25 protein-coding genes are annotated in these 24434 nt (G+C 65.4%); 10 read left to right on the forward strand and 15 right to left on the reverse strand.

The window, feature by feature from the left end; all coding sequences use genetic code 11:
• The 3 genes from AC6UUM_RS02810 to AC6UUM_RS02820 are packed head-to-tail and all read right to left on the reverse strand — an operon-like array spanning window position 1 to window position 5191.
• Window positions 1–1854 (reverse strand): hypothetical protein, encoded by a 1854-nt coding sequence (locus AC6UUM_RS02810; protein ID WP_500803835.1) that lies wholly within the window; start codon window positions 1852–1854, stop codon window positions 1–3.
• Window position 1855: 1 nt separating this feature from the next.
• The gene (locus AC6UUM_RS02815) at window positions 1856–3832 is read right to left on the reverse strand and encodes a heme-binding protein (RefSeq protein WP_500803836.1); all 1977 of its coding nucleotides are present in this window, start codon (window positions 3830–3832) and stop codon (window positions 1856–1858) included.
• A 30-nt stretch (window positions 3833–3862) separates the two neighbouring features.
• Complete coding sequence (locus AC6UUM_RS02820; RefSeq protein ID WP_500803837.1) at window positions 3863–5191, reverse strand: multiheme c-type cytochrome; 1329 nt, start codon at window positions 5189–5191, stop codon at window positions 3863–3865.
• Window positions 5192–5484: 293 nt separating this feature from the next.
• On the opposite strand from AC6UUM_RS02820, the gene AC6UUM_RS02825 reads away from it, so the two are divergent.
• The 5 genes from AC6UUM_RS02825 to AC6UUM_RS02845 all read left to right on the forward strand — a co-directional run bounded on the left by AC6UUM_RS02825 (window position 5485) and on the right by AC6UUM_RS02845 (window position 9598).
• Window positions 5485–6255 (forward strand): helix-turn-helix transcriptional regulator, encoded by a 771-nt coding sequence (locus AC6UUM_RS02825; RefSeq protein WP_500803838.1) that lies wholly within the window; start codon window positions 5485–5487, stop codon window positions 6253–6255.
• A gap of 45 nt (window positions 6256–6300) precedes the next feature.
• A complete protein-coding gene (locus AC6UUM_RS02830; protein ID WP_500803839.1) occupies window positions 6301–6888 on the forward strand; it encodes an outer membrane lipoprotein carrier protein LolA in 588 nt (195 codons plus the stop codon).
• A gap of 243 nt (window positions 6889–7131) precedes the next feature.
• The gene (locus tag AC6UUM_RS02835) at window positions 7132–7926 is read left to right on the forward strand and encodes an exodeoxyribonuclease III (RefSeq protein ID WP_500804889.1); all 795 of its coding nucleotides are present in this window, start codon (window positions 7132–7134) and stop codon (window positions 7924–7926) included.
• On the forward strand, window positions 7923–8996 hold the full coding sequence (locus tag AC6UUM_RS02840; RefSeq protein ID WP_500803840.1) for a GTP cyclohydrolase II: 1074 nt from the start codon (window positions 7923–7925) through the stop codon (window positions 8994–8996). Before AC6UUM_RS02835 ends, AC6UUM_RS02840 begins: the two co-directional genes overlap by 4 nt.
• Before the next feature lie 89 nt (window positions 8997–9085).
• Complete coding sequence (locus AC6UUM_RS02845) at window positions 9086–9598, forward strand: L,D-transpeptidase family protein (RefSeq protein WP_500803841.1); 513 nt, start codon at window positions 9086–9088, stop codon at window positions 9596–9598.
• On the opposite strand, the gene AC6UUM_RS02850 is transcribed toward AC6UUM_RS02845, so the two are convergent.
• Window positions 9585–9908 (reverse strand): hypothetical protein, encoded by a 324-nt coding sequence (locus AC6UUM_RS02850; protein ID WP_500803842.1) that lies wholly within the window; start codon window positions 9906–9908, stop codon window positions 9585–9587. The two genes, AC6UUM_RS02845 and AC6UUM_RS02850, sit on opposite strands and share 14 nt — an antisense overlap.
• A gap of 121 nt (window positions 9909–10029) precedes the next feature.
• Here AC6UUM_RS02850 and AC6UUM_RS02855 point away from each other — a divergent pair, with 121 nt between their 5' ends.
• Together AC6UUM_RS02855 and AC6UUM_RS02860 are read left to right on the forward strand one after the other, a co-directional pair.
• Complete coding sequence (locus AC6UUM_RS02855) at window positions 10030–10284, forward strand: type II toxin-antitoxin system RelE family toxin (protein ID WP_500803843.1); 255 nt, start codon at window positions 10030–10032, stop codon at window positions 10282–10284.
• 9 nt (window positions 10285–10293) lie between these two features.
• Complete coding sequence (locus AC6UUM_RS02860) at window positions 10294–10959, forward strand: helix-turn-helix domain-containing protein (protein ID WP_500803844.1); 666 nt, start codon at window positions 10294–10296, stop codon at window positions 10957–10959.
• A 55-nt stretch (window positions 10960–11014) separates the two neighbouring features.
• Here AC6UUM_RS02860 and AC6UUM_RS02865 read toward each other — a convergent pair whose 3' ends face one another.
• On the reverse strand, window positions 11015–11314 hold the full coding sequence (locus AC6UUM_RS02865; protein WP_500803845.1) for a type II toxin-antitoxin system RelE/ParE family toxin: 300 nt from the start codon (window positions 11312–11314) through the stop codon (window positions 11015–11017).
• Window positions 11311–11583, reverse strand: coding sequence for a type II toxin-antitoxin system ParD family antitoxin (locus tag AC6UUM_RS02870; RefSeq protein WP_500803846.1), 273 nt, complete (start codon window positions 11581–11583; stop codon window positions 11311–11313). Before AC6UUM_RS02870 ends, AC6UUM_RS02865 begins: the two co-directional genes overlap by 4 nt.
• A gap of 205 nt (window positions 11584–11788) precedes the next feature.
• Between AC6UUM_RS02870 and AC6UUM_RS02875 the strand changes: the two genes are divergently transcribed.
• On the forward strand, window positions 11789–12307 hold the full coding sequence (locus AC6UUM_RS02875; protein WP_500803847.1) for a hypothetical protein: 519 nt from the start codon (window positions 11789–11791) through the stop codon (window positions 12305–12307).
• Window positions 12308–12681: 374 nt separating this feature from the next.
• Here AC6UUM_RS02875 and AC6UUM_RS02880 read toward each other — a convergent pair whose 3' ends face one another.
• Both AC6UUM_RS02880 and AC6UUM_RS02885 read right to left on the reverse strand, forming a co-directional pair.
• The gene (locus tag AC6UUM_RS02880) at window positions 12682–14211 is read right to left on the reverse strand and encodes a S10 family peptidase (RefSeq protein ID WP_500803848.1); all 1530 of its coding nucleotides are present in this window, start codon (window positions 14209–14211) and stop codon (window positions 12682–12684) included.
• A 59-nt stretch (window positions 14212–14270) separates the two neighbouring features.
• Window positions 14271–16490, reverse strand: a complete 2220-nt coding sequence (locus tag AC6UUM_RS02885) for a ribonuclease R family protein (RefSeq protein ID WP_500803849.1) — start codon at window positions 16488–16490, stop codon at window positions 14271–14273.
• 198 nt (window positions 16491–16688) lie between these two features.
• On the opposite strand from AC6UUM_RS02885, the gene AC6UUM_RS02890 reads away from it, so the two are divergent.
• On the forward strand, window positions 16689–18509 hold the full coding sequence (locus tag AC6UUM_RS02890; protein ID WP_500803850.1) for an ABCB family ABC transporter ATP-binding protein/permease: 1821 nt from the start codon (window positions 16689–16691) through the stop codon (window positions 18507–18509).
• Window positions 18510–18587: 78 nt separating this feature from the next.
• Here AC6UUM_RS02890 and AC6UUM_RS02895 read toward each other — a convergent pair whose 3' ends face one another.
• The 6 genes from AC6UUM_RS02895 to AC6UUM_RS02920 form a co-directional block, all read right to left on the reverse strand.
• The gene (locus AC6UUM_RS02895; RefSeq protein ID WP_500803851.1) at window positions 18588–19118 is read right to left on the reverse strand and encodes a fasciclin domain-containing protein; all 531 of its coding nucleotides are present in this window, start codon (window positions 19116–19118) and stop codon (window positions 18588–18590) included.
• Between the two features lie 128 nt (window positions 19119–19246).
• Window positions 19247–20026 (reverse strand): anti-sigma factor, encoded by a 780-nt coding sequence (locus AC6UUM_RS02900; protein WP_500803852.1) that lies wholly within the window; start codon window positions 20024–20026, stop codon window positions 19247–19249.
• Window positions 20023–20598, reverse strand: a complete 576-nt coding sequence (locus AC6UUM_RS02905; protein WP_500803853.1) for a sigma-70 family RNA polymerase sigma factor — start codon at window positions 20596–20598, stop codon at window positions 20023–20025. Before AC6UUM_RS02905 ends, AC6UUM_RS02900 begins: the two co-directional genes overlap by 4 nt.
• Window positions 20595–21362: an ABC transporter ATP-binding protein gene (locus AC6UUM_RS02910; protein WP_500803854.1), complete on the reverse strand. Its 768-nt coding sequence runs from the start codon at window positions 21360–21362 to the stop codon at window positions 20595–20597. Before AC6UUM_RS02910 ends, AC6UUM_RS02905 begins: the two co-directional genes overlap by 4 nt.
• Window positions 21359–22135: an MlaE family ABC transporter permease gene (locus AC6UUM_RS02915; protein WP_500804890.1), complete on the reverse strand. Its 777-nt coding sequence runs from the start codon at window positions 22133–22135 to the stop codon at window positions 21359–21361. Before AC6UUM_RS02915 ends, AC6UUM_RS02910 begins: the two co-directional genes overlap by 4 nt.
• Entirely contained in the window at window positions 22132–23151 is a 1020-nt protein-coding gene (locus AC6UUM_RS02920) for an alanine racemase (RefSeq protein ID WP_500803855.1), read from the reverse strand. Before AC6UUM_RS02920 ends, AC6UUM_RS02915 begins: the two co-directional genes overlap by 4 nt.
• A gap of 80 nt (window positions 23152–23231) precedes the next feature.
• Between AC6UUM_RS02920 and AC6UUM_RS02925 the strand changes: the two genes are divergently transcribed.
• Window positions 23232–23462 (forward strand): hypothetical protein, encoded by a 231-nt coding sequence (locus tag AC6UUM_RS02925; protein ID WP_500803856.1) that lies wholly within the window; start codon window positions 23232–23234, stop codon window positions 23460–23462.
• 2 nt (window positions 23463–23464) lie between these two features.
• On the opposite strand, the gene AC6UUM_RS02930 is transcribed toward AC6UUM_RS02925, so the two are convergent.
• Window positions 23465–24400, reverse strand: coding sequence for a ribose-phosphate pyrophosphokinase (locus AC6UUM_RS02930; protein WP_500803857.1), 936 nt, complete (start codon window positions 24398–24400; stop codon window positions 23465–23467).
• Window positions 24401–24434: the final 34 nt, after the last annotated feature.

The raw sequence follows: 24434 nt of genomic DNA on the forward strand, positions 1-24434 counted from the left end.
TCAATAAGCCAGCACAGCGTTGAACAGCACCGAATAATAATGGCCGGTGCGGGCAGAGTTGGTGAACAGATCGCGGAAACCCGCGCCGGGCTTCAGCGTAGCGCCGGACAGGCGAAACACCAGATTCTGATTGAAATGCGGGCGATAGGTGGCCGCCGCCGACACATCCCAGCCGATATCCTTGGGGATGGAGCCTTCGACCCGCAGCGCCTGCAAGGTGGCGGTGGTGGCAAACCACAGATGGTTCACATTGCCGGACACGCGCAGTTCAGGCAGCACATCAAAATCCGCGCCCGCCCCCAGCAACATGGTGCCGGGATTGGTGAAATTGGCCTGGCCCTGTTCCTTTGACGATCGCAAATCGTTCAAAATGCCGTTGCGGCTGTTCACCGAAATCACCCGGCCGCCGCCAGCAAACGGAATGGTCTGCCGCACCCAGTAACTCGTGTCGGCGCCGGCGAACTGCGGATTTTCAAAGATCGCCGCATAGCCGCTGTCGATATCGTCATGCGGGTTGGAATCGCCCGACGCATAGAGCGCCGAGCCGCGAAACCGCACCCAGCCGCGATCATAGCTGGGCTCGAACGCCACGAACCAGCTGTTGATCTTGGCGCGCCGGTCGGTGAAGATATTGTTGCGGTTGCTGCCTGTCGCATGCGTGGCGCTGAAGGTCAGGTTCAGCCGGCCGATATGGCCATCGGCATTGTAGCCCAGATACACGACATCATAGGCGCGGCCCCTGAGCGTGCCGACCAGCGCTGGCCGCACGGGAAAGCCGTTGGTGTCCACCTGCACATCATCCCGCTCGCGGTTGATGTTCCACGTCACGCTGACTTGGCTGGTCAGGCCCGGCAGCGGCAGATCCTGGCGATACAGATTGGCGACCAGCACATAATCCTCGCGCGGGCGGCGCAGGATGGCGTTCAGGCCGCTGTTGCTGTCCTTCTCCAGCCGCAGGAACGCGGCAAGGTTGTATTGAAACCGGTTGTTGTCGCGATTGCCGAACAGCCGGATGCCGAGCTGATTGTCCTGAAACAGGAAGCCGCGGAAATCGCTTGAGAAGGGTTGGATGCCGAAGCGGATCGAATCGAAATCATAACGATCCGACGTGTTGCGCAGGTGATAATCGAAGAAGAGTTCCTGCACCCCGACAAACGCATCCGACCGCAAGCTGCGCCGCGACGGCAACACCGACAGCACCCGGCGTTCCGGCACATCGACATGGTTGAAATTGAAGGCGATGGCGGCGCGCAGCTCATATTCGGGCGGCTTGAAATTGGTGCTGCCCTTGATCAGCGCGGCGCCCAGGATGAAGGTCTGCGCGAACACTTCGCTATATTGCCGGCCGAACACGTCGTTGTTGCCCGGCCGCTGCGTGGTCTGCACGCCCACCGGGATCGGGAAGCTGCGCGGTTCGGCCAGCGTGTCGGAGATTGCCGCAAGCTGCACGAACAGATCGTGGGTGCCGCAGATCGGCCGGTCGCCCTTCAACGTGTTCTGATTATACGGGTCTTTCCAGTTCGACTTGACCAACCCCAGCGTTTCGATCAGTCGCCAGCGATCGGGCACCGGCAGGTGATCGGACGGGAAATCGCCCTGTTTCGGCCAGGCCACCGCGCCATCATTGGCCTGGACGATCGGGTCCCATGTCTGCGCGCCGCCGGGGCCGGGTACGCGCCGGCCGGGCAGGGCTTCGGCGTCGGGATCGACCGGCATCGATTCCGCCTCGGCCGGCAGGCGATCCTTGGGCGGGGCGATCTTGGCATAGCAATCAAACCATTTGCCGAACATCTTGGCCTGCACCGGCGCGGCGCTCGCCAGCAGCGCCAGCAGCAGGAGGCGGCGGCCCGCCATCTCAGCGCGCCTGGCAGACATTGTTTTCGGCGGTATCGACAAAGGGCGCGAACGGGCAGCCGACAAAGCGCAGACGCGCCCGCACACCGCCAGCCAGGGGTACCTCCACCTGATCGGATCGGATCGAGGCCGGCGGCAGGCCGATGGCACCCGACAGCCGCAGCCCGGCATTGGACGCGCCGAGGAAGCTGATCATGTCATCCTGATCGATGCCGTCGCCCGATACGCCGATGGCACCGACCAGCACATTGCCGCGATAGATCGGCACGGCGCCGGGGAAGATCTGGATGCCGTTGGCCAGCCGATTCTGCCCGCCCGGCGTGTTCGGCAGGAAGGTACATTGTCGCGGATCGCCGCCGCCCAGCACCTGCACCAGATTCTGGATGATCAGCGCCGATTGCAGCCCGGTCGAAAACGGCGACCAGCCCTTGATGTCCCGCGACAGCGCGCCGGGCGGCCGGCCGGCTTCGCCATCAGGGAAATAGGGGCGGGCAATATTGCCGATGGCACGGTTGCTCACCCCCACCGCCCCGGTGAGGAAGCCATTGTTGCCAAAGAAGCTATTCGTGCGCGCCACGAAATCGCGGACATTGGCATCGGCTGCCCCGGCCGCCGTGGTCACCGCGCCCAGATCGGCGGCAGCGCGGGGATTCGAGAAAAACGCCGCCGTGCGGGCCTTCTGCAAGCTGACATCGATGCCGAACACCGGCGCGTCGGGGGAGCGCACCAGGCCCAGCACGGCACCGCGTGTGTCCACCACGCTGATCGACACCTGCGCGCGGCTGTCCAGCGGCTGGCGGATCTGGGCGCGGGCGCGGGACATGATCGCGAACGCCTCTTCCAGCACGGCGCGGGCTTCGGCCGCGGTGATCGGCTGCGCGACATCGCCGGCATCGGTGGCGGCGCGCACCGGATAGCGGTTGGTGCCGGCGCCGTCCGACAGAAGATAGGCATCGGGATGGTTGAACTCGGCCAATGTGGCCGGGCGCACGCCGCTGGCCTCGCTGCCATAGGCAGTGCCGGCGATAATGCTGGCCGCGTTGAATCCGCCCACCGCCACCAGCGCGCCGGTCAAGCCGGAAAACGCCGGAGGGCTGGCCGGATTGCTCTTGAATCCGCTGGCAATGGCATCGCTGTAGCGCAGCAGCGTGCCATCGACCGAAATCCGCTCGGCGCGGATGGCTTCGGGCGCGGCATGGCCCGCCGTGGCGGCCAGGGCGATATGTTCCTCATCGTCGCTATCGACATCGACGACCTCGGCATCAAAGCCATAATCGCCATCGGCCATGATGCCGACCCCGCCCACCGCCACGCCATTCTTGTATAGCGGGAAGCCGCCCGGATCGGCAGCCAGCCCGAGCGGTGAGCGCTTGGGGCCGATGAACGGGCTGCCCACGCCAAAGCGCGCCACCAGATCGGAACAGGGCAGTTGCGAAAACTGCACGCCATAAAGTGGCCCGGATTCAAGCCCGACGGTGCGCGCCGAGGGTGGAAAATGCGGCTGCACGATCATCGATGCGGTGCGCGTCGAAAAGGCATTGCCGCCCGACGACAGATAGGCGCCGGTGATCGCCTTGGCGATGGCGGCAAGCTCAGCGGGCACCGTCACGCCTTGTGCATCGATATTGGCACCAGTGGCGTTGGCGCGGGTGGTCGCCGTCGCGCGGGCGCCGGCCATGCGATACACCGCCAGCACATTGCCGACCCGATCCACCACCGCGATCACCGCAGGCAAGCCGCGGGCGCTGGCTTCGGCTGCGGCGCGGGCGATGATCGATTGCACGTCGGTCACGGTCAACGCTTCGGCGGCAGGCCGGGTGAACACGCTGGCTGGCACCGAGGGCGCCGTCGGGGTGGGCGTCACACCGCCAACACCGCCGCCCGCCACCGGGCTGGGCGGCGCGCTGCTGCCACCGCAACCGGCCAGCAGCAGCGCCAGCGCCGCCACGCCGCCGGCGATCCGCGCGCGCGCCATCATTGCCCAGCCGCCGTCATTGCCCAATCGCTCTCATTGCAACGCCTGAACCCGGTTGGCCACCTGGGCCAGCGTGGCGCGGAAGGCCACGGCATCCCAGCGATTCGCGTCGCGCGCCAGGGCATAGGCCCGGTCCAGATCGGGCCGCAGCGCCAGTGCCGCCGCGCGATCGACCTGCCCGGCGGCCACCAGCGCGCCAAGCAGCGTGTCGGCGGCCATCACTGCCTGCACGCCGCCCTGATAATCGGTATAGGCCGGCGCATTGCCGACCAGCACGGCCTTGATCAGCGCAAAGCTTTGCGCTCGATCAAAGCTGGCCGTGGCCATCCGCCGGGCCAAAGCCACCGCCGTGGTTTTCAGGGTCGCCGCCGCCTTCATGGCCGCAGTACGATCCCCGGCCATGGCGGAATGGAAGGCGCGCGATTGCGCATCGAAACTGCGCGCCAGATCGGGGGCCGCCACCCGCGCCGCGGCCATCAGCATGATCATCTGTTCATCGTTCCACACCGGCTGACCCGGCGGAATCGGCCGCCAACCGTTGGTGCGCGCCTGGAGGGTTGCCGCCGGATCGTCGCTGAAGCTGCGATGGCAGCTGCGGCAATCATAGAAATAATAATCCGCCCCCGCCATGCCGGCCGGCACCATCGGCAGCAGCGCCAGTGCGCGCTCCACCGCCAGCGCTTGGCCCACCGCCCAGGTCTTCACGCCGCCAGCGACACCCTTGCGGGTGCGATAATCTTCATCCTCATCATGGTGGCGTTGCAGGCTGGTGAACAGATCGAGTTCAAAGGCGATGCGCGGGTGGCCGGCGGCCATGATGCGGTGAAACACGAACTGGCCCGGCTTGTCGGAACCGAAATGGCAATCGAGGCAGACGCGGGCGCGCACCCGCGGATCGTTCATCGCCCACATGCCCTTGGCCACATTGTCGGCGTGGCTTGCCTTCACGCTGGCATGGCTGGCCAGCCAGCTCGTCGATCCGCCATGGCAGGCCTCACAGCCCACACCATCGGATTGCTGCCATTTGGGCCCGCGCACCGGCGCCGGATCGCCGTGGCAATTGATGCATTCCGGGCTGGTCGTCACATTGGCGATGCCCAACCGCCGGCCGATGGCCTGGGCGCGCGGCTGTTCCAGCACCCGCCAGGCGCGGCTGTGCACGCCGGTCAGGCTGGCCGGGTCGCTCCAGCTCATCACTTCATTCTGGCGCACCCGCGGCCCGGTGGCTTCCTGCCGGCCATGGCAGGTGGAGCCGGCGCAGCTGGCGACGCCCTGGTGCGGGGCACGGTCATGCCCGGCGGCCAGCGCGGGCCGGCCGACGGTGAAGCTCAGAAGGATCAGCAAGGCAACGGCGCGCAGCATCCGCTGAAACTGCGTGCCAGATGCCCCCTGGCCAACGCCTGTTCGATGCCATTGCACGCCTAGTCCCCCCGGTGCTGCATAGCCTAGCAAAGCCGGCGATGGTTGCAAGCATCTGAACAACCATAGCGTGCCGCAATTTGCGACGGCCCGACTTCAAGCAACCTTGAATGTCAAAGCCCATTGCAGACACCGTCTGCCTGTGATTAGTTCCCGATCGAAATTGGGAGGGAGCGTGGAAATCACGTGCCCATCGAGGCGGCCCCTCCGATTCGAACGCACTGGGGAGTGATGCCGTGGACCTGCATGCCAATCTTGCCGCCGTTTCCATCCGTTGCATGGGCGATGTTCGCCATGCCGCTGAGGCCCTGCGCGATATCGCGCTTGGTTGCAGCGGCCTGCACATCGTGATGACCGATAATATCGCCTCCAAGGCGCCGATGGAGGATGCCGAGGGCAATGTGCTGGCGGCCGATGTCTATGGCTGGACAGCCGAGAACGAGCATTGGTGGAAAGACAGCAAGTTGGCGCTGTCGTCGCCGCTGCCGCGGGCCTGCCGTTATGAATCCGAAGTGTTCTGGGCCAACGCCGAGGGGTTCCGCACGCGCCAGCCCAACCCTTATCTCGATGAAATGAGCCTGGAGAATTTCGAGAAGCGCGCGCTGACCAAGGCGGCCATCGTCGTGCCGGTGCATCTGCCATTCGGCCAGATCGGTGCAGTGTGTTTCTTGTCGCGCGATCCGCTCCGGGCCGATCTTTCGGCGGAATATGACGCCTTTGCCGATGAATTCGCGCTGCTGTCGCACCGATTCGTCGCTGGTTATGTCAAGGCGCATCGTACCCGTCGCTGGCTGCCGTGCGATTGCCAGCTCACCAAGCGCGAGGTCGAATGCCTGCGTTGGGCCAGCATCGGCAAGACCGACAAGGAAATCAGCCTGATCCTGTCGCGCAGCCATGCCACCGTGCGCTTCCACATCCAGAATGCCGGCGAGAAATTGAACGCCGTCAACCGCAGCCAGACGATCTTCAAGGCCGCGCAACTGGGCTATCTGGGCGCGGCAGCCTGATTTTCATTCATGGCGGGTGAAGCCGTGGCCCGATAAGGCTGCGCCATGAAGATATTTGCCCTGATCACCGCCGCCCTGCTGGCCACCCCCGCTCCCGCCACCAGCCTGGCCGAAATCGCAGCCTCGCTGAAAGGCACCACCAGCCTGGCCGCCGATTTCACTCAGGCCGGCGCCGATGGCCGCGTGCTTGCCGGCAAATTGTGGCTGGCGCGCCCCGGCAAGGTGCGGTTCCAGTATGATACGGCCAGGATGCTGCTGGTTGCAGATGGCCGCACCCTGTCGTTCGTCGATTACGAGGTGAAACAGGTCAGCCAATGGCCGGTGCGCCGCACGCCGTTGCAGATCCTGCTCGCCGCCGAACCGGATCTGGCACCGATCGCCCGCATCACCACCGACAATGCCGATCTGGTTGAGGTGGCAGCGCGCGATCCGAAACGGCCGGAATTCGGCACTTTGTCGATTCGTTTCACGCGCGCAGCGGGCGCACCGGGCGGCCTGGCCTTGGCTGGCTGGACGGCGCTGGATGCGCAAGGCGGCCGCAGCGAAGTGCGGCTGGCCAATGTCCGCTACAACGCCAGCCTGAACGGGGTGTCGTTCGGTTTTGCCGATCCCCGCCGCGATGCGGTGCGCTGAACCTCACACCAAAATGAACCATGAAGGCCCGTCCCGTTCATGGTTCGGCAAGGTCGAATCAGCCATAAGCGTTTCAGCAGACGACACGTCGCCTTTCGGGTTTGCCCCCCTGTTGACCGGAAGGGACACGTAACTCAGTCGTTCTGCTTGCGTGACGAGCGCAGACAGGAACCCCTGGTGCCACACCCCCGGCATCAGGGGTTTTTGTTGGCAGGTGACGAACCGCGCGGCATCGCCTAAACGCTGGCCATGGCCCTTCGCATCGCCACCTGGAACATCAACAGCGTTCGCGCCCGCATCGACATTGTCGAACAATTCCTGCGCGACCACGCACCCGATATCCTGTGCCTCCAGGAAACCAAGGTCGCCAACGATGTGTTCCCCCACAAATTGTTCGAAGCCATGGGCTATGATCACCGTTTCCTGAACGGGCAGCGCATGCATCACGGCGTCGCCACCCTCAGCCGCGTGCCGCTCGACGGCGCCTGGCGCTATGACTGGCAGGACAATGGCGAAGCGCGCCACATCGGAGTGCGTCTGCCAGGCGGGCTGCTGGTGGAAAATGTCTATGTGCCGGCCGGCGGCGATGTCGCCGATCGCACGGTCAACCCGAAATTCGGCCAGAAACTCGATTTTCTGGATCGCATGACGCGCTGGTCGCAAACCCTGGCCGAACCCACCGTCATCGTCGGCGATTTCAACATCGCGCCCTTGGAATGCGATGTGTGGAACCACAAGGCGCTGCTCGATGTTGTCTCGCACACCCCCATCGAGGTCGCGGCGCTCGCCGCGTTCCAGCAAAGCCACGATTGGGTGGATGTCGCTCGCCGTTTCGTCCCCGAACCGGAGAAATTCTTCACCTGGTGGAGCTATCGCAACAATGATTGGCGCGCCTCTGATCGCGGCCGGCGGCTCGATCATGTCTGGTGCTCGCCGGTGCTGGCGCCGGCGGTGACGGGCTTCGAAGCGGTGCGCGATGCCCGCGACTGGGGCAAGCCGTCCGACCATATCCCGCAGATCGTCACGCTCGATCTGTGAGCATCGCGCCGGCCTATCTTGCCGAAGCCGCCAGCGATGCCCTGCGCCGCGGGCGGATCGTTGGTGTGGGATCATTGGCCATCCTTTCTGCCGAACTGGCGGATGCCGATTCGCTGGCGGCGCTGGAAACCGCATCGCGCGCCGGCCTGGTCATCACCGCGCGCCGCGCCGCCGTGCTCAACTTGGCCAACCAGATTGCTGCTGCTGCCGCCGATCCCGAACCGGTGTGGGTGGACCGGCCCGATTGGCTCGATCTGCCCGGCAGCCGCGCCGTCGCCGATCCGGTGCTCGATCTCGCCACCCCGTTCAAAGGCCCGTTCCGCACCCGCGCACTGGCCGCCGACACCGAATCGGCGCGCGCCGCCATCGCGCTGGCCAAACATGCCGGCCTGATTCCCGCCGTCTATGCGGCCCCGCTGGCCGGCGTTGATGTCGCCCTCACTTGCCCGGCCGATGCCGTGCTCGCCCTGCCACCGGCGATGGCCCGCGTCCGCCTCTCCAGCCGCGCGCGCCTGCCGCTGGCGGCGGCGGAAGACACCGAAGTCGTCGCCTTCCGCCCGGCCGATGGCGGCCCGGAGCATCTGGCACTGGTGATCGGCAGCCCCGCCACCGATCGGCCGGTTCTGGCCCGGCTGCACTCGGCGTGCCTGACCGGCGATGTGCTGGGCAGCCTGAAATGCGATTGCGGGCCTCAGCTCCACGCTGCCATCGCTGCCATCGCCGGCAATCCGTACGGCGGCATCCTCCTCTATCTGCAACAGGAAGGCCGCGGCATCGGCCTGCTCAACAAATTGCGCGCCTATGCCCTGCAGGATCAGGGTTGGGACACGGTGGACGCCAACACCCGCCTCGGCTTCGAACCCGACGAGCGCGATTTCAGCCTCGCCGCCGCCATGCTGCGGGCGCTGAATGTCGGCAGCGTCACCCTGCTCACCAACAACCCGCTCAAAGTCGCCGGCCTCGCCGTCCACGGCCTGGCGGTCGATCGCGTCCCCCACGATCTCCCCCCCAACCCCCACAACGCCGCCTACCTCGCCACCAAACGCGACCGCCAAGGCCATCTGCTCTAACCTTCACCTCTCCCCTTGGGGGAGAGGTCGAGAGACGCGCAGAGCGCGGCCCGGGAGAGGGGTAGCCAGCGCGGAAACACGAGAACCCCATGACCATCTTCCACGCCAACCCCGCCGCCGGCACCATCACCGCGCTGGGCCAAACCCACCCCGCCAGCTTCGGCAAAGGCGGTTGGGTAGCCGCCGCCGACAAACGCGAAGGCGACGGCAAAACCCCGCTCGGCCTCTGGCCCATCCGCGCCGCACTCCTGCGCCCCGACCGCCTGCCCACCCCGCGCACCGCGCTGCCCTGGCGCTGGCTGCGGCCGTCGGATGGCTGGAGCGACGACCCCAACGACCCCGCCTACAACCGCCCCGTCTTCATGCCCCACACCTTCAGCGCCGAAACCCTCTGGCGCGACGACCACGCCTACGACCTCATCCTCATCCTCGCCCACAACGACGCGCCCCCCACCCCCGGCCTCGGCAGCGCCATCTTCTGGCACGTCCGCCAACCCGACGGCCGCCCCACCGAAGGCTGCGTCGCCCAGGACCGCGAAACGCTCTTCCACTGGCTGGAAGCGATGGCGCCGGGGGATTATCTTTCGATCAGGTTAGAATAGAAAAGTTGCCTCCGGCGGGCAGGGACTCATCCCTGCACCCATCAGTTTTCAGGCGCGCTTGCCGCCGATATTCACTCGTCACGGACTTGATCCGGGGCTTGGCTGCCTCCGCGCGCGCCGGGTGAGCACAGGCGTCTGACCCCAAATTCCCAAGAATGTTATTTACAAAGTTACAAAGGTTCCGCTTTTTCAGCTTTTCCGGCACATGATGTGCCAATATCTGTCGGTGGTTTTCGCCACCCCATGCGCCGTTGCAGTTTTGACGCATTGGACGAATCCGGCGGTATTCAGCCTTGTTTTCATTGATCAACTCAATTCCGCCGCACAAAATCAACCGACATCGCCATGATGACAGGCTTTGCCCGTGTAGGACAGCTATGGTGCCAACACCTCGGGGTTGATGTTTATAACAAAACGCTATAAACACGTGTATGGTCAAGCCCATCGCGTATAGCCGGGACGCCCTGAAAAGCCTGTCGAGGATGGACCAGGCCACGGCCACGCGGATTGTCACCAAGATCGAACAATTGGCGACAGCGCCGGAAGCGTTGGCCAACAACATCAAGCGGTTGGCCGGCGGCGATGATTTGATGCGGCTGCGCGTGGGTGATTGGCGGGTGGTGTATCGCGATTGCCAGGTGCTGGCCATCATCCGCATCGCCAGCCGCGGCAGCGTTTATGAATGAGGACGGACGATGAACCACCAACCCCAGCGTTTTCAGGCCCCTGATGGCACCGAAATGGTGGTGCTGACCGCGGCCGACTATGAGCGGCTCGCCTTGCTGGCCGAAGATGCCGAGGACATCATCGCCGGCCGCGCCGGCCTGGCGAGCATCGCGCAGGACGGCGCGGTGCCGGGTGAGGTCGTGGCGCTGATGATCAGGCAAGGCCTCTCCCCACTGGCCGCCTGGCGCCGCCACCGCGGGCTGACCCAAACCGAACTGGCCCGCCGCGCCGGCCTCTCCCAGGTCTGGGTCAACCGGATCGAAGCCGGCAAGGGCCACGGCACGCCCGCCACACGATCAAGGCTCGCTGCCGCGCTGGATGCGCCGCGCTGGGCGCTGGAGGATGCTGCCGAAGCCGAAGCGCCGGCCAAGCCGCGCCCCGCTTTGAACAAGCAGATGTTCAAGACCGAAATCGAACGGCAACTGGCCCATGCCCGGCAGACGGGCAAAACCTCACTGACCCTGTCCGCCGGCGACGTGCATCGCGCCGTCGGCGCCTATCCCGGCCCCGGCCATGCCATGCCAACCTGTTGTGCGGCGCTGCGGGAAGTCGCGGACGCGTTGCACGCCGAGCTGGCGCACAGCCCGCCGAAGGGCAACGGCGCATCGCTGGCGTTTCGTTTCGCTATCTGCTGACCGACATGTTGGGCGCGTGGGAGCCTATGCTGTCGCTGAAAATCCACGCCTCGCGTTAGGCGTCCATCCTCATCGTCCTCGGCAGGTCGCGGGCACCGTGCAGCACGCGCACGATACGCACCTCTTCCGGACTTTCGCGGAAGAACAGCAGGTAGCGGCCGTGCTTGGCGGCGCGCAAGCCGGGGCTCACATCATCGCGGGCCGGAAAGCTTGCGGGCCGTTCGGCGGCCTGATGTGCCTTGGCTTCAAGTTCAGCAACGAAGCTGATCGCGCGGTCGGGATTGTCTTCGGCGATGTAGCGCGCGATGGCGACGAGGTCGGCGCGCGCGGCCGGCGAAAAGACGAGCCGCTTCACCCGCGGGCGCGGCGATCGGCGATGATCTGGCGAAGCTCCGCAAACACCTCGGCGGCGGGGATGCCAGTGCCGCTATCGTCGCCTTCGCTGATGGCCTGCCGCAAGGCCGCCAGGTCGCGCTGGTCCGCATCGCGGCTGCGCATCCAATCGCGCAGCGCCTCGCGCACAACTTCGCTGGTGGACGCATATTCGCCGCCCGCCACAGATTGTCGCAGGGTGGCCGCCATTTCGGCGGGCATGGTCACGGTCATGCGTTCGATGGTGGACATGGTTCGGCTCCAGAAACACGCATTTCTATCATACTTATGAAGCAAATGGCGAGCCCTGCGCTGTCGGCTTCCAATCTTTCGATCGCTAATAGAAAAATACACCTATGAACCGAAGGTTTGACCGCTGTTTGTTCTTGTGTTAGCACTCTATCTCCATGAGTGCCAGCCCTGCCCCCGTTTGGTTGGCCAGCTTTAGGAGCGCACGATGACTGGTGGTGGACACAACGAAGCGAAGTTCAGAGGTGCAATCTTAAGTTTGAGCAACTCCAGCGACTGGGATGAAGCGAAGGCTGAATGGCGCCTATTCTTTGTTTATAATGATCATAATGAGCGCGCATGCGAGTGCGAACATTCCCCGATCAATCAAATTTGTGTTATTAAGAATATCAAGAATGGGAGAACGACGGAAGTTGGAAATGTATGCGTGAAACGTTTTCTGCGCTTGTTTTCTAATCGGGTGTTTGGCGCAATTAAACGGGTCAAAACTGACATTGATCGATCTCTAAATCCAGCTGCGCTTGAAATGTTTCGTGAGAGAGGTGTGATATCGATTTCGGAAGAGATGGATTATCTCGATTACTGGCGTAAGCGGACAACTCTGACAGATGAGCAATCGCGTCAGAAAAATGACATTAATAGACGTATCTTATTATATTGCGAGACAGAAACAAGAAGTATGATCGAACTCGCAGCTCAGTACGGTATCAAACCTAGACGAACTTAGCAGAGAATACTGCAATGGAGTTGCGCTCGCTTCGTCATCAAACCCGTTGTGGAGCATGTGCAGAAGGTGTTGAGGCGTAGGCCTACCACCTTTCCGATGAGGTGAGTTTGAGGAGCGCTCGCAGGACGTATTGCAAAGCTGTTGAAGTAATAATCCTCGATTAGGAGCTCCATTGGGCCCCTTGCAGCGTAAGTCGAATTTTTCTTGCAAGGGGAGAAGTGGGGGAAGAGAGCTGCACCAAACTAGAGTGGGTGCAGGGCCTCAGGCCCTGCCCGCCGGAGGCCACTTTTAATTTATCTTACGACCAATGTTAACCAGCTTCGAAAAGCTCAGCCGGAACGAGTTTTTCTGATGTCATCTTGATGCAAGCGACACTACTTCACAGCCTCATCATACCAAGCCGCCACATCATCGCGCAGCTTCGCCAGTTCCGACTCCGACAGATAGATCATGTGGCCGGACTGGTAGTAGGTGAACTTGATATTCTTCCTAATCTCCAAAGGCAGGGCCATGTGGCTGGCGTCGAATTCGGCGCCGAAGAAGGGGGTGGCCATGTCGTAGTAGCCGTTGAGGAAGAGGACTTTCAGCTTCGGGTTGGCGCGCATGGTGTGGGCGAGATCGACGGCGGTGTTGGGGGTGGTTTGGGCGCCGCCGCGTGGGGGGCGGTGGGTCCAGTCCCAGTTCCAGCCGGGTTCGCGGGCGGTGAGGCGGTAGGGGAGGTCGGTTTTGATGCCCAGCGTTTTTACCGCATAATCCTGGAAGGCGCTGAAATAGGCGCCGGTGATGGCGGTGCTGGCGGGGTCTTCGTCGGGGCTGTCGGCGTTCAGATCGGTGGGTGGCAGCGTGTAGCGGGTGTCGAGCCGGCCGATGGAGACCCCGCGGGGGCGCAGCAGTTCGGTCTGGAAATGCGCCAGGTCCACGCGCAGGTTGGCCCGTTTGAGGAAATCGATGGGCAGGCCGGTGTAGGCGTGCATTTTCGCGGCGATGGCGTCGGTTTCGGCGTCGGAAAGGTTGCTGCCCTTCATCAGGGCGGCGGCGTAGGGGCCGAGCGTCCAGGCGCGGACGTCGTTCACGAAGGCGTCGATATTGGCGGGTTTCGCGCCGGGCAGGGTGCCGTGATACCAGGCGGTGGCGGCATAGCCGGGGAAGAGGGTGAGGTAATTCTGGTCGTATCCGGCCTGGCGCACGCCATAGTTCATGATGGTGGAGAGCAAGGCGACGCCGTTCAGCGACAGGCCACGTTCTTCGAGCATCCGCGCCAGCACGCCGGAGCGCAGCGTGCCGTAGCTTTCGCCGAACAGGAATTTCGGCGCTTTCCAGCGGTTGTTCTTGTTCACATAGCGGATGATGGCCCGCGCGAAGGCATCGCCATCCTGATCGACGCCGTTGAAATCGCGGAAGCTCTTGTCACCCAGCGGCCGTGACCAGCCGGCGCCGGGGGCATCGATGAAGACGATGTCGGTCTTGTCGAGCAGGGTCCACGGGTTGGGGCCGACGGCATAATCCTGCGGCGGCACATAGGCGGGCTTGTCGGTTTTCACGCGGACGGGGCCGAAGCTGCCCATGTGCAGCCAGATCGTCGCCGAGCCGGGGCCGCCGTTGTAGAAGAAGGTGACGGGCCGGCCCGGTTCGCCGGTTGTGTAGGCGGTGTAGAAGATACTGCCGGTGGGCCGGGCATTGTCGTCGCGGATGGTGAGCGTACCGGCGGTGGCGGTGTAGGCGATCGCCTTGCCCTTCACGGTGACGCTGCCTTTGGAGACGGCGGCTTGTTCCTCGACCGGCGCGCGGGCGGTGGCGGCGTCGGCTTCGGCAATCATGGCGTCGCGGGGGGATTTGGCGGCGGTTTGGGCCAGCGCCGGATGGGCGGTGGCCAACAACAGTCCGGCGAGCAGCAGGTTCTTCATGTGTGGCGTCCCCATTTCATGCGCAATTGCTGTTCAGATGGCATGGCCGGCGCGTGCAATCAACGCCGCCCCCGCCGCACGCCCGGCGGCACGCGGGATTGGCCGGGGCGGGGGGTGAAGCCGCCGCGCGGGCGGGTGCGGTCCCTGCGCGGGCCGGCGCTGCTGCCGGCTTCGGGCAGTTCGTAGCGCAGTGCGCCGGTGATCGGGCTGGCTTCCACCAGGCGCAGTTCCAGCCGCTGGCCGACGGCATAGCGCGTGCCGGATTCAACGCCTTCCAGCACGCGGGCGTCTTCATCGAACACGAAGCGTTCGGCGCCGAGGGTGGAGACCGGCACCAGCCCGTCCCCGCCGAGGCCCTCGACCGTGGCGAAGAAGCCGAACTTGGCGACGCCGGTGATGCGGGTTTTCAGCACATCGCCGACCATGGTGGAGAGGTAGGAGGCGACATAGCGATCGATGGTGTCGCGTTCGGCCTCCATGGCACGGCGCTCGGTCATGCTGATGTGATCGGCGGTCTTGCTGAGGGTCTTGTCTTCTTCGGCGTGCAAGCCGCCATCGCCCAGCCGGTAGGCGGCGGCGAGGCTGCGGTGCACGACCAGATCGGCATAGCGGCGGATCGGCGAGGTGAAGTGGGCATAGCTGCCCAGCGCCAGGCCGAAGTGGCCGACATTGTCCGGCGTGTAATAGGCTTGCGTCTGCGTGCGCAGCACCTGTTGGGAGACTTCCTCGTAATGCTCGCCGTCCTTGGCGCGGGCGAGGATGCGGTTGAAGATGGCGGGGCGGGCGACCTGGCCCATGGCGAGATTCTGGCCCAGCGTTTCGAGATAATCCTTGAGCGTGATCAGCTTCTCGCGGCTGGGGGCTTCGTGGCAGCGGAAGATGCAGGCGGCCTTCTTCTTCTCCAGCGCGCGCGCGGCGGCGACATTGGCGGCGATCATGTAATCCTCGATCACCTGGTGGGCGGCGAGATGTTCGCGCACCGGGATGCCGGCGATGCGGCCCTGTTCGTCGAGCACCACGCGCTTTTCGGGCAATTCCAGCGCCAGCGGTTCGCGGTGGTCGCGCGCGTGTTTCAGCGCGGCCCAGCAATCCCACAGCGGTTGCAGCACGGGCAGATAGTCGCCCGCGCCGGCGTCCATGGTGGCCTGCGCCTCTTCATAGGCGATGTTGGCGACGCAGCGGATGACGGCGCGGGTGAAGCGCCAGCTCAGCAATTTGCCGTCGCTATCGATGTGCAGGTGGCAGGCCATCACCGCGCGGTCTTCATTGGCCACCAGGCTGCAGGCGTGGGCGGAGAGGACTTCCGGCAGCATCGGCACCACGCGATCGGGGAAATAGACACTGTTGCCGCGGCTGCGCGCCGAACGGTCGAGCGAGGAGCCGGGGCGGACGTAGAAGGACACATCGGCAATGGCGACGATGGCGCGAAACTGGGCTTTGTTTTCGGGATCGGGCGCGGCCCACACGGCATCATCATGGTCGCGCGCGTCGGAGGGGTCGATGGTCAGGAACGGCAGCGCGCGCAGATCTTCGCGCGGCCCCAGTGGCTGCTCGGCGATACGGTCGGCTTCCGCCAGCGTCGATTCATCAAAACGGTGCGGAATACCCTTGGCGTGGATGGCGATCAGGCTGAAGGCACGCGGCAGGAAGGGGTCGCCCAACACTTCGACAACGCGCCCCGTCACGCGCGGTGGGCGGCCGCTGGGCTCGGCCAGCACCAGATCGCCGGGTTGCGCCTCGCCGGGGTCGCTGATGGCGAGGTCGCTCCGCGCCTTCTTGTCCACCGGCACCAGCCGCCAGCCCAAAGGCTCGCGGCGCAGGATGCCGAGGATATACTCCTCGGATTTGGCCAGCGCCTTCATCGGGAAGGCCAGCATACCGCCACCCTGTTCCTCGATGCGGGCCAGGAAACGATCGCCGAGGCCAAAGGCACCCCGCTTGCGGCCCTCGATCACGCGCAGGCGGGGCGGCGGGCCGGGATGTTCCCAGCGGTCGGGCACGGCAATGGCCTGGCCATCGGCGATGTCGGCGACGCGCAGCACCGTCACCTTGGGCAGGCCGCCACCTTTATGCAGATTTCGCCCCGGTCCGGTTTCCAGCTCGCCGGCCTCCATCATCTCTTTCAGCAGGGATTTCAGCGCGATCTTGTCTTGCGCGTGCAGGCCGAACGCCTTGGCGATCTCGCGCTTGCCGACGCTGGTTTTCTGGGTGGCGATGAAATCGAGGATGGCTTGCCGGTCGGGCAGGCCAGGGGCGGGGCGGCGCGGCGGGCGGGACATCGGGGCACCATGGGCGCAAGGGGGCGCAGGGGCAAGCCCACCGCCAGCCCCTCCCGCAAGCGGGAGGGGAGCAGATTGTGCGGCTGGAACGGGCGTCCCGCCAGGCCCGAACGTCTCCCCTCCCGCTTGCGGGAGGGGCTGGGGGTGGGAGAATAGGCCCCATTGTGCCACCCGCCCGTCAGGCCCATATGCACCGGCATGCAATCCATGGCCGCTCCGCCAAACCCCCAAAAAGGCGATGCCGATTTCCGGACGTTGCGGCGCTTCCTGCCTTATTTGTGGCCGGTAGGGCGCAGCGACCTGAAACTGCGCGTGGTTGCGGCGATGCTGCTGGTGCTGTTGGGCAAGGGCATCACGCTGGCGATGCCCTACACGCTGAAGCTGGCGCTGGATGCCATGGCGGCAAAGGCCCCTGATGGCGTGATGGTTGCCGCCGCGCTGGTCGCTTCCTATGCGCTGGCGCGCTTTTCCGGCGTGCTGTTCGACAATCTGCGCAATGCCGTGTTCGAACGCGTCGGCCAGGAAGCGGCGCGGCACCTGTCCTTGGATGTGTTCACCCACATCCATCAACTGTCGCTGCGCTTTCATCTCGAACGCCGCACCGGCGCGCTGACCCGGCTGATCGAACGCGGCACCAAGAGCATCGATACCATGCTCTATTTCCTGCTGTTCAACATCTTCCCCACCGTGATCGAGCTGACCGCGGTGTGCCTGCTGTTCTGGCGCGGCTTTGGCGTCGAACTGGTGGTGGCGACGCTGGTGATGGTGGTGGTCTATATCGTCTATACCCAGCGCATCACCGATTGGCGCGCCGCGCTGCGCCGCGAAATGGTGGAAAGCGACCAGCGCGCGACGGCGCGGGCGGTGGACAGTTTGCTGAATTATGAAACGGTCAAATATTTCAACGCCGAAGCCCATGAGAATGACAATTATGGCAAGGCGATCAAGCGTTACACCGATGCCGCCACCAAATCCGAAGTATCGCTGGCCTGGCTGAACGTCGGCCAGAGCCTGATCACCAACATCCTGATGGGCAGCGCGCTGGCCTATGTGGTGTGGGGCTGGAACCAGGGCCGTTTCACCGTGGGCGACATCGCCTTCGTCAACGGCCTGCTGCTGCAACTGTTCCGGCCGCTCGACATGCTCGGCATGGTCTATCGCGAAATCCGCCAGGGCCTGATCGACATGGATGCGATGTTCCGCCTGACCGATACGGCGCCGGAAATCGCCGATGCGCAAGATGCCGCGCCGCTGGTGGTGCAGGGCGGGCATATAAGCTTTGATGCGGTCAATTTCGGCTATGATCCGCGCCGGCAGATCTTGCACGAAGTGTCGTTCGATGTGCCGCCGGGCGCCAAGCTGGCGGTGGTCGGCCATTCGGGCGCCGGCAAATCGACGCTCAGCCGCATCCTCTATCGCTTCTACGATATCCAGGGCGGGCGGGTGAGCATCGACGGGCAGGATATCGCGCGCGTCACCCAAACGTCGTTGCGCCGCGCCATCGGCATTGTGCCCCAGGATACGGTGCTGTTCAACGACAGCATCCGCTACAACATTGCCTATGGCCGGCCCGATGCGAGCGAGGCCGAGATCATCGCGGCGGCCCGCGGTGCGGCCATCCACGATTTCATCCTGGGCTTGCCCGATGGCTATCAAACGCAGGTGGGGGAGCGCGGCCTGAAACTGTCCGGCGGCGAAAAGCAGCGTGTCGCCATCGCCCGCACCATCCTGAAGAATCCGGCCATATTGATCCTCGATGAGGCGACCAGCGCGCTCGACAGTGCCACCGAAGCCAGCATTCAGGAGGCGCTGGGCGGCGTCAGCCAGGGCCGCACCACCATCGTCATCGCGCACCGCCTGTCCACCATCACCGATGCCGATGAAATCTTGGTGCTGGATCGCGGCCGCATCATCGAACGCGGCCGCCATGAAACGTTGCTGGCGCGCGGCGGCGCCTATGCCGAAATGTGGGCGCTGCAACAGGCCGAAGCCGCAGCCGAGGTCCTGGCGGCCGAATAGGCCGCAAGCGCCGTTCCGGCACGAAAAAGGGGCCGACGTTGCCGCCGGCCCCCGTTCTTGATCCTGTCGGGATGCCGATTACGGCATCACCACCGTATCGATGACGTGAATGACGCCGTTGCTGGTGGCGATGTCGGTGGCCCGGATGTGGCTCATGCCGCCCTTGGCATCGGTCAACATGACGGTGCTGCCCATCAGCGTTGCGGTCAGCTTGCCGCCCTGAACGGTGGTGACCACGGCCTTGCCGCCGCCAGCCTTGATCGCGGCGACCACATCGGCGGCCATCAGCTTGCCCGCAACAACATGGTAGGTGAGCACAGCGGTGAGCGTGCCCTTGTTTTCCGGCTTCAGCAGAGTCGGCATGGTACCGGCCGGCAGCTTGGCGAAGGCGGCGTTTGTGGGGGCGAACACGGTAAACGGACCCTTGCTCTTCAGCGTGTCAACCAGGCCGGCGGCCTGCACAGCGGCAACCAGCGTGCCGAAATCGGCATTGCCGGCGGCGGTATCAACGATGTCCTTGGCGGGTTGGGCATAGGCAGCCGGCGCGGCAACCAAGCCAGCAGCGGCAACAGCGAACAGCGCGGCGCGCAGCGAAATGCGAGAAAACATGGGGGGCTCCATCAATAACAGGCCGCGCTGAGCATCAGCGAGCCGCTGCATCTACGCGCGGGCGGCGCCATAGGCGGCATCAACGAATGTCGCAGCGTCAAAGCGCGCCATGACCGGCGGTGCCGCGCTCAGGCGGCAGACAGTGCGCCGGTGGCGATGATCGGACCGGTCGGTGCCCCGGTGCGCGACCCGCCGACCGGTTCGATGGAGATCGCCAGGATCGAACCGGGCTTCAACCCGGCCAGCCGTTCGCGCGGGATGCTATGGCTGCTGCCGGCCGAGATATCGATCACGCCCAGCGATTTGGGTGCGGCCTGGCCTTCGATCACCCACAGTTCGGGTACCTTGCCGGCCTGATCGGCGCCGCCCTGCGCCACGGGGGCAAAGCGTACGGCCCCATTGGCGGGATCATAGGCCGCCGCCAGCAGCGGCCGGCCATCGGCATCGGCCAGCGTTGCCACCAGTTCGGGGCCGGCGTTGACGGCTGCGGGCGCGACCACGGCCGCGGGCGGCATGGCCAGCAAGGCGACCGTGATCGCTGCCAATACCGGGCCACCAATGCCCACGGCGCGCCACAGCGCCAGATTGTGCCACCAGCCGGCGCGGCGCGCGGCCGGCGCCGCTGCGGACATTGAGGATTGTCGCGCTGGATGCACATCGGCCGCGACCGCCTGCCACAGCGATGCCGGCGGTGTCACTGGCGCGGTGGCTTCATCAAGCGGACCGAGCAGCGCCTGCCAGCGCGCCACGGCTTCGCGGAACGCGGCATCGCTGGCCAGCCGCACTTCGGCGGCCTTGCGCTCGGCACGGCCCATGGCGCCCAGCGCATAGTCCATGGCCAGGGCTTCGGCTTCGGTCAAACCGGCAAGGCCATTGTCGCGGCCGCCACTGGGCGGGGTCGTGCTCATGCCTCGCTGCCTTCCAGATGACCGCGCATGCGAATCAAGCCGCGGCGGACCCAGCTTTTCAAGGTGCCCACTGGCACTGCCTCGCGAACGGCAAGTTCTTCGTAGGTTACGCCTTCGAAATAGCAGGCGCGAATTGCAGCGGCATGGCGCGGTTCCAGCGCAGAAAGCGCCTCGTGCAGACGCCTGGCATCCTGGCTGGACATCAGCGCCGCATCGGGGGCAGGGCCGTCGTCGGCAAGATCATGAGCGGCTTCGACAGGAACATGGGCGCGGGCCGGACGGGCGCGCAGCCGATCGATGGCGCGGTTGCGCGCAATCGTTGCCACCCAGGTGATCGGGCTGGCCCGGGCCGGGTCGAACGTGGCCGCCTTGCGCCACACAGACACATAAACCTCCTGCAACACATCTTCGGCTTCTTGCCGCTCGATCAATATACGCAGGGTGATGCCGAATAGTTTTGCACTGGTGCGATCATAAAATTGCTGGAAGGCGTGGGCGTCGCCGTCGGCCACGCGCAACAGCAGCGCGGCAAGCTCGGCGGCGCCGGCGCTCTGGGCATAGGGGGCTGTCATGGTGCGGCAGTTCCGCCGACCGGGCCGCCGATCGGGCCATCCGCGCTGCCGGTCACGAACTGGCGCACATGGGCGTTGTCGCACCCATCGAGTGCGGCCAGCGGCCCCTGCCAGATGATCCGTCCCCCGTGCAACATTGCGACCCTGTCTGCGATAACCCTAACGCTTGCCATATCATGCGTAATCGTGAGCGCGGTTATTTTCAAATCCTGAACAAGGGTGCGGATCAGATTGTTGATTTTTGCCGCGTTGATCGGATCGAGGCCGGTGGTGGGCTCATCGAAGAAGAGGATCGGCGGGCGCGCGGCAATGGCGCGGGCCAGCGCCACGCGCTTCAGCATGCCGCCCGACAGCTCCGACGGCTTGAGATCGGCGACTTCGGCGCCCAGGCCGACACGTGCCAGATTGTCGATGGCCACGGCGCGGCGGCTGGCCGCGCTGCCGCCCAGGGCAAAGCTGACATTGCGCCAGACGCTGAGCGAATCGAACAGCGCGCCACCCTGGAACAACATGCCAATGCGGGTGCGGTGGGCGGCCAGCGCCGCGCCGCGCAGCCCAGCGACCGCCTGGCCTTCGACGCGAATCGATCCGGCATCGATGGGGATCAGGCCCAGGATGGATTTCAACAGCACCGATTTGCCGGTGCCTGATCCGCCGATGATCACCAGGCTGGTGCCGGGCGCGACCGCAAGATCGACCCCGGCCAGCACCTGGCGGCTGCCGAAGCGCTTGGCGACGCCGGAAAGTTCGATTGTGGGCGTCATGATCCGAACACGATCACGGTGATGATCAGATTGGACAGCAGGATCAGGATGAAGCTGGACACCACGGCATTGGTGGTCGCCCGCCCGACGCCAGCTGCGCCGCCGCCGCTGTGATAGCCGTGATAACAGCCCATCAGCGCGATGAAGAATCCGAACACTGCCGCCTTGACCAGGCTGGAGACGACATCATCGATCTGCAGATAGCGCGCGGTGGTGGCGAGATATTGCGCGCTGTTGAAGCCCAGCCGCTGCGTCGCCAGCAGCCAGCCACCCATCACGCCCAGCGCGTTGGAGACCAGCACCAGCGCCGGCATCACCAGCACGGCGGCAGCCAACCGCGGCGCCACCAGCCAGCGGAACGGATCGGTGCGCAGCGTGACCAGCGCGTCGATCTGTTCGGTGACGCGCATCGTGCCCAGTTCGGCGGCCATGGCCGACGCCACTCGCCCGGCGACCATCAGCCCGCCCAGCACCGGCCCCAGCTCGCGCACCACGCCGATCACCGTCACCGCCGGCACGGTTGCAGCGGCGTTGAAGCGGCTGCCGCCGATGAAGATCTGCTGCGCCAGCGCGGAGCCGGTGAAGATCGCCGTCAACCCCACCACCGGCAGCGACAGCCAGCCGATGATCAGCATCTGCTGCGCCAGTTGCCCCGGATACCAGGGCGGCCGCAGCAGCGCCGCCAATGCAGCGGCGGCAAAGCGCGCCAATCGGCCGATGGCGGCAAGGGCCGCGAGCACCGGCGCGCCGATGGCGGCGAACAGGCCGATCATGCCCACAGCCGATCAAAGCGCTGGCCCAGGGCCACCAGCAATTCATAACTGGTGCGCCCGGCCAATGCGGCTACGGTTTCCGGATCGAACGGAATATCGAGCCAGTCGCCTTCGGCCAGGCCGGCGGCGTCGGTGACGTCAAAGCTGCACAAATCCATGGAGACCCGCCCTGCCACCGGGCAGCGCACATCGCCGGCCAGTGCCCAGCCGGTACCGGACAGCCCGCGCGCGTAGCCATCGGCATAGCCCAGCGCCACGGTGGCAATCCGGCTGGGCCGTGTCGCCGTGAAGGCGGCGGCATAGCCCACGCTGCCGCCGGCCGGCACGCCCTGCAGTTGCAGGATGCGCGCGGCCATGGTGGCAACCGGGCGCGACGGCCGGCCACCGGGCAGCACGCCGCCGCCGAACAGGCCGATGCCGGGCCGCACCCGATCGAAATGATAATCCCGCCCCAGCGCCACCCCGGCCGAATTGGCCAGCGCGCGGGCGCCAGCCGGTACCTGCGCCGCAACGGCCGCAAAGGCGCTGCGCTGCGCTGCGTTCATCGGATGCGCGCGCTCATCGGCGCAGGCGAGATGGCTGTGCAGCACCGCAATCTCGATGCCGGCCAGCGCGGCGGCGGCCTCGGAAGGCGCCAGGCCGAGCCGGTGCATGCCGGTATCGATCATGGCTTCGGCCGGCCGCCCGGTCTGCCGCCACAGGGCCGCCTGCGCGGGGGTCATCAGCACGGGGCGGGCCGGCAGTAACAGCGCTGCCGGCAATTCGGCCGCAGTCACGCCATGCAGCACCGACAGCGTCACGCCAGCGGGCAGCGGCAACAGCGGCGGCACCTCATGCCAGTGCGCGACATAGAAGGTCCGGCAGCCGGCGGCAGCGAGCCGCAGCATCACATCGCGGGCGCCCAAGCCATAAGCATCGGCCTTGATCGCAGCGCCGCAATCGGCCGGGCCGACCGCAGCGGCAAAATCCTGCCAATTGGCCACCAGCGCAGCGCCGGACAGCTGCAATCGGGCCATGGGGGGCGGGCGAAGGTCCACGCCTGCGAATAGCCAGCTTGTTCATGGCCACGCAAGCGTTTGCGCGCTATTCTGATGGCATGAACAAGACCGCTTTCCTTGCCGCGCTCGGCGCTGGCACCCTGATCGCCCTGTCGATTGCCGCTGTTCCAGCAGGCGCGCAGGCGCAACCGCGCCCCGATACCGAATTCTGCGCCAAGATGCGCGCCCAGGATCCGGGCGGCATCTGCACGCCCAAGGGTGAATATGTGACGCCGGAGAAGGTCTATCTGCCCGATGGCACGATCCGGAACCGCTCGACGGGCAACTGAACTCAGTCGAACAGCGACGAGACCGAGCTTTCCTCGGCCGTGCGCCGCATGGCTTCGGCGAGCAGCGGCGCGATGGTGATCAGCCGCACCCGGTTGGAGGCGCGCACCGCCGGCGTGGGGGCGATCGAATCGGTCACCACCAGTTCCGACAGCGCCGACGCATCGACCCGCGCCACTGCGCCGCCCGACAACACGCCGTGGCTGACATAGGCGGTGACGCCGGCCGCCCCGGCCTGGATCAGCGCGGCGGCCGCGTTGCACAGCGTGCCGGCCGAATCGACGATATCATCGACCAATATGCAGCGCCGGCCGCGCACATCGCCGATGATATTCATCACCTCTGATTCGCCCGGCCGCTCGCGGCGCTTGTCCACGATGGCCAGCGGCGCATTGCCCAACCGCTTGGCCAGAGCGCGCGCCCGCACCACGCCGCCCACGTCGGGCGAGACGACCATCAGATCGGCCAGCGGCATGCGCGACAATATATCGGCGGCCATCACCGGCGCGCCGAACAGATTGTCGGTGGGGATATCGAAAAAGCCCTGGATCTGCCCGGCATGCAGATCGAGGCTGAGCACGCGATCGGCGCCGGCCATGGTGATCAGATTGGCCACCAGCTTGGCCGAAATCGGTGTGCGCGATCCGGATTTGCGATCCTGCCGGGCATAGCCGAAATAGGGGATCACCGCCGTGATGCGCCGGGCCGACGCGCGTTTCAGCGCATCGATGCAGATCAGCAATTCCATCAGATTGTCGTTGGCCGGCGCCGCGGTGGGCTGCACCACGAACACATCTTCGCCGCGCACATTCTCATGGATTTCGACGAAGATTTCCTCGTCGGCAAAGCGGCGCACCGATGCGTGCGTCAGCGGGATTTCCAGATAGGCGGCGATGGCCTTGGCCAGTTCCGGGTTGCCGTTGCCAGCCAGGATTTTCATGTCGCACGCCCCTCGCTGTCGCCCAGTCACCGCC

Source organism: Sandarakinorhabdus sp., from assembly GCF_987265915.1.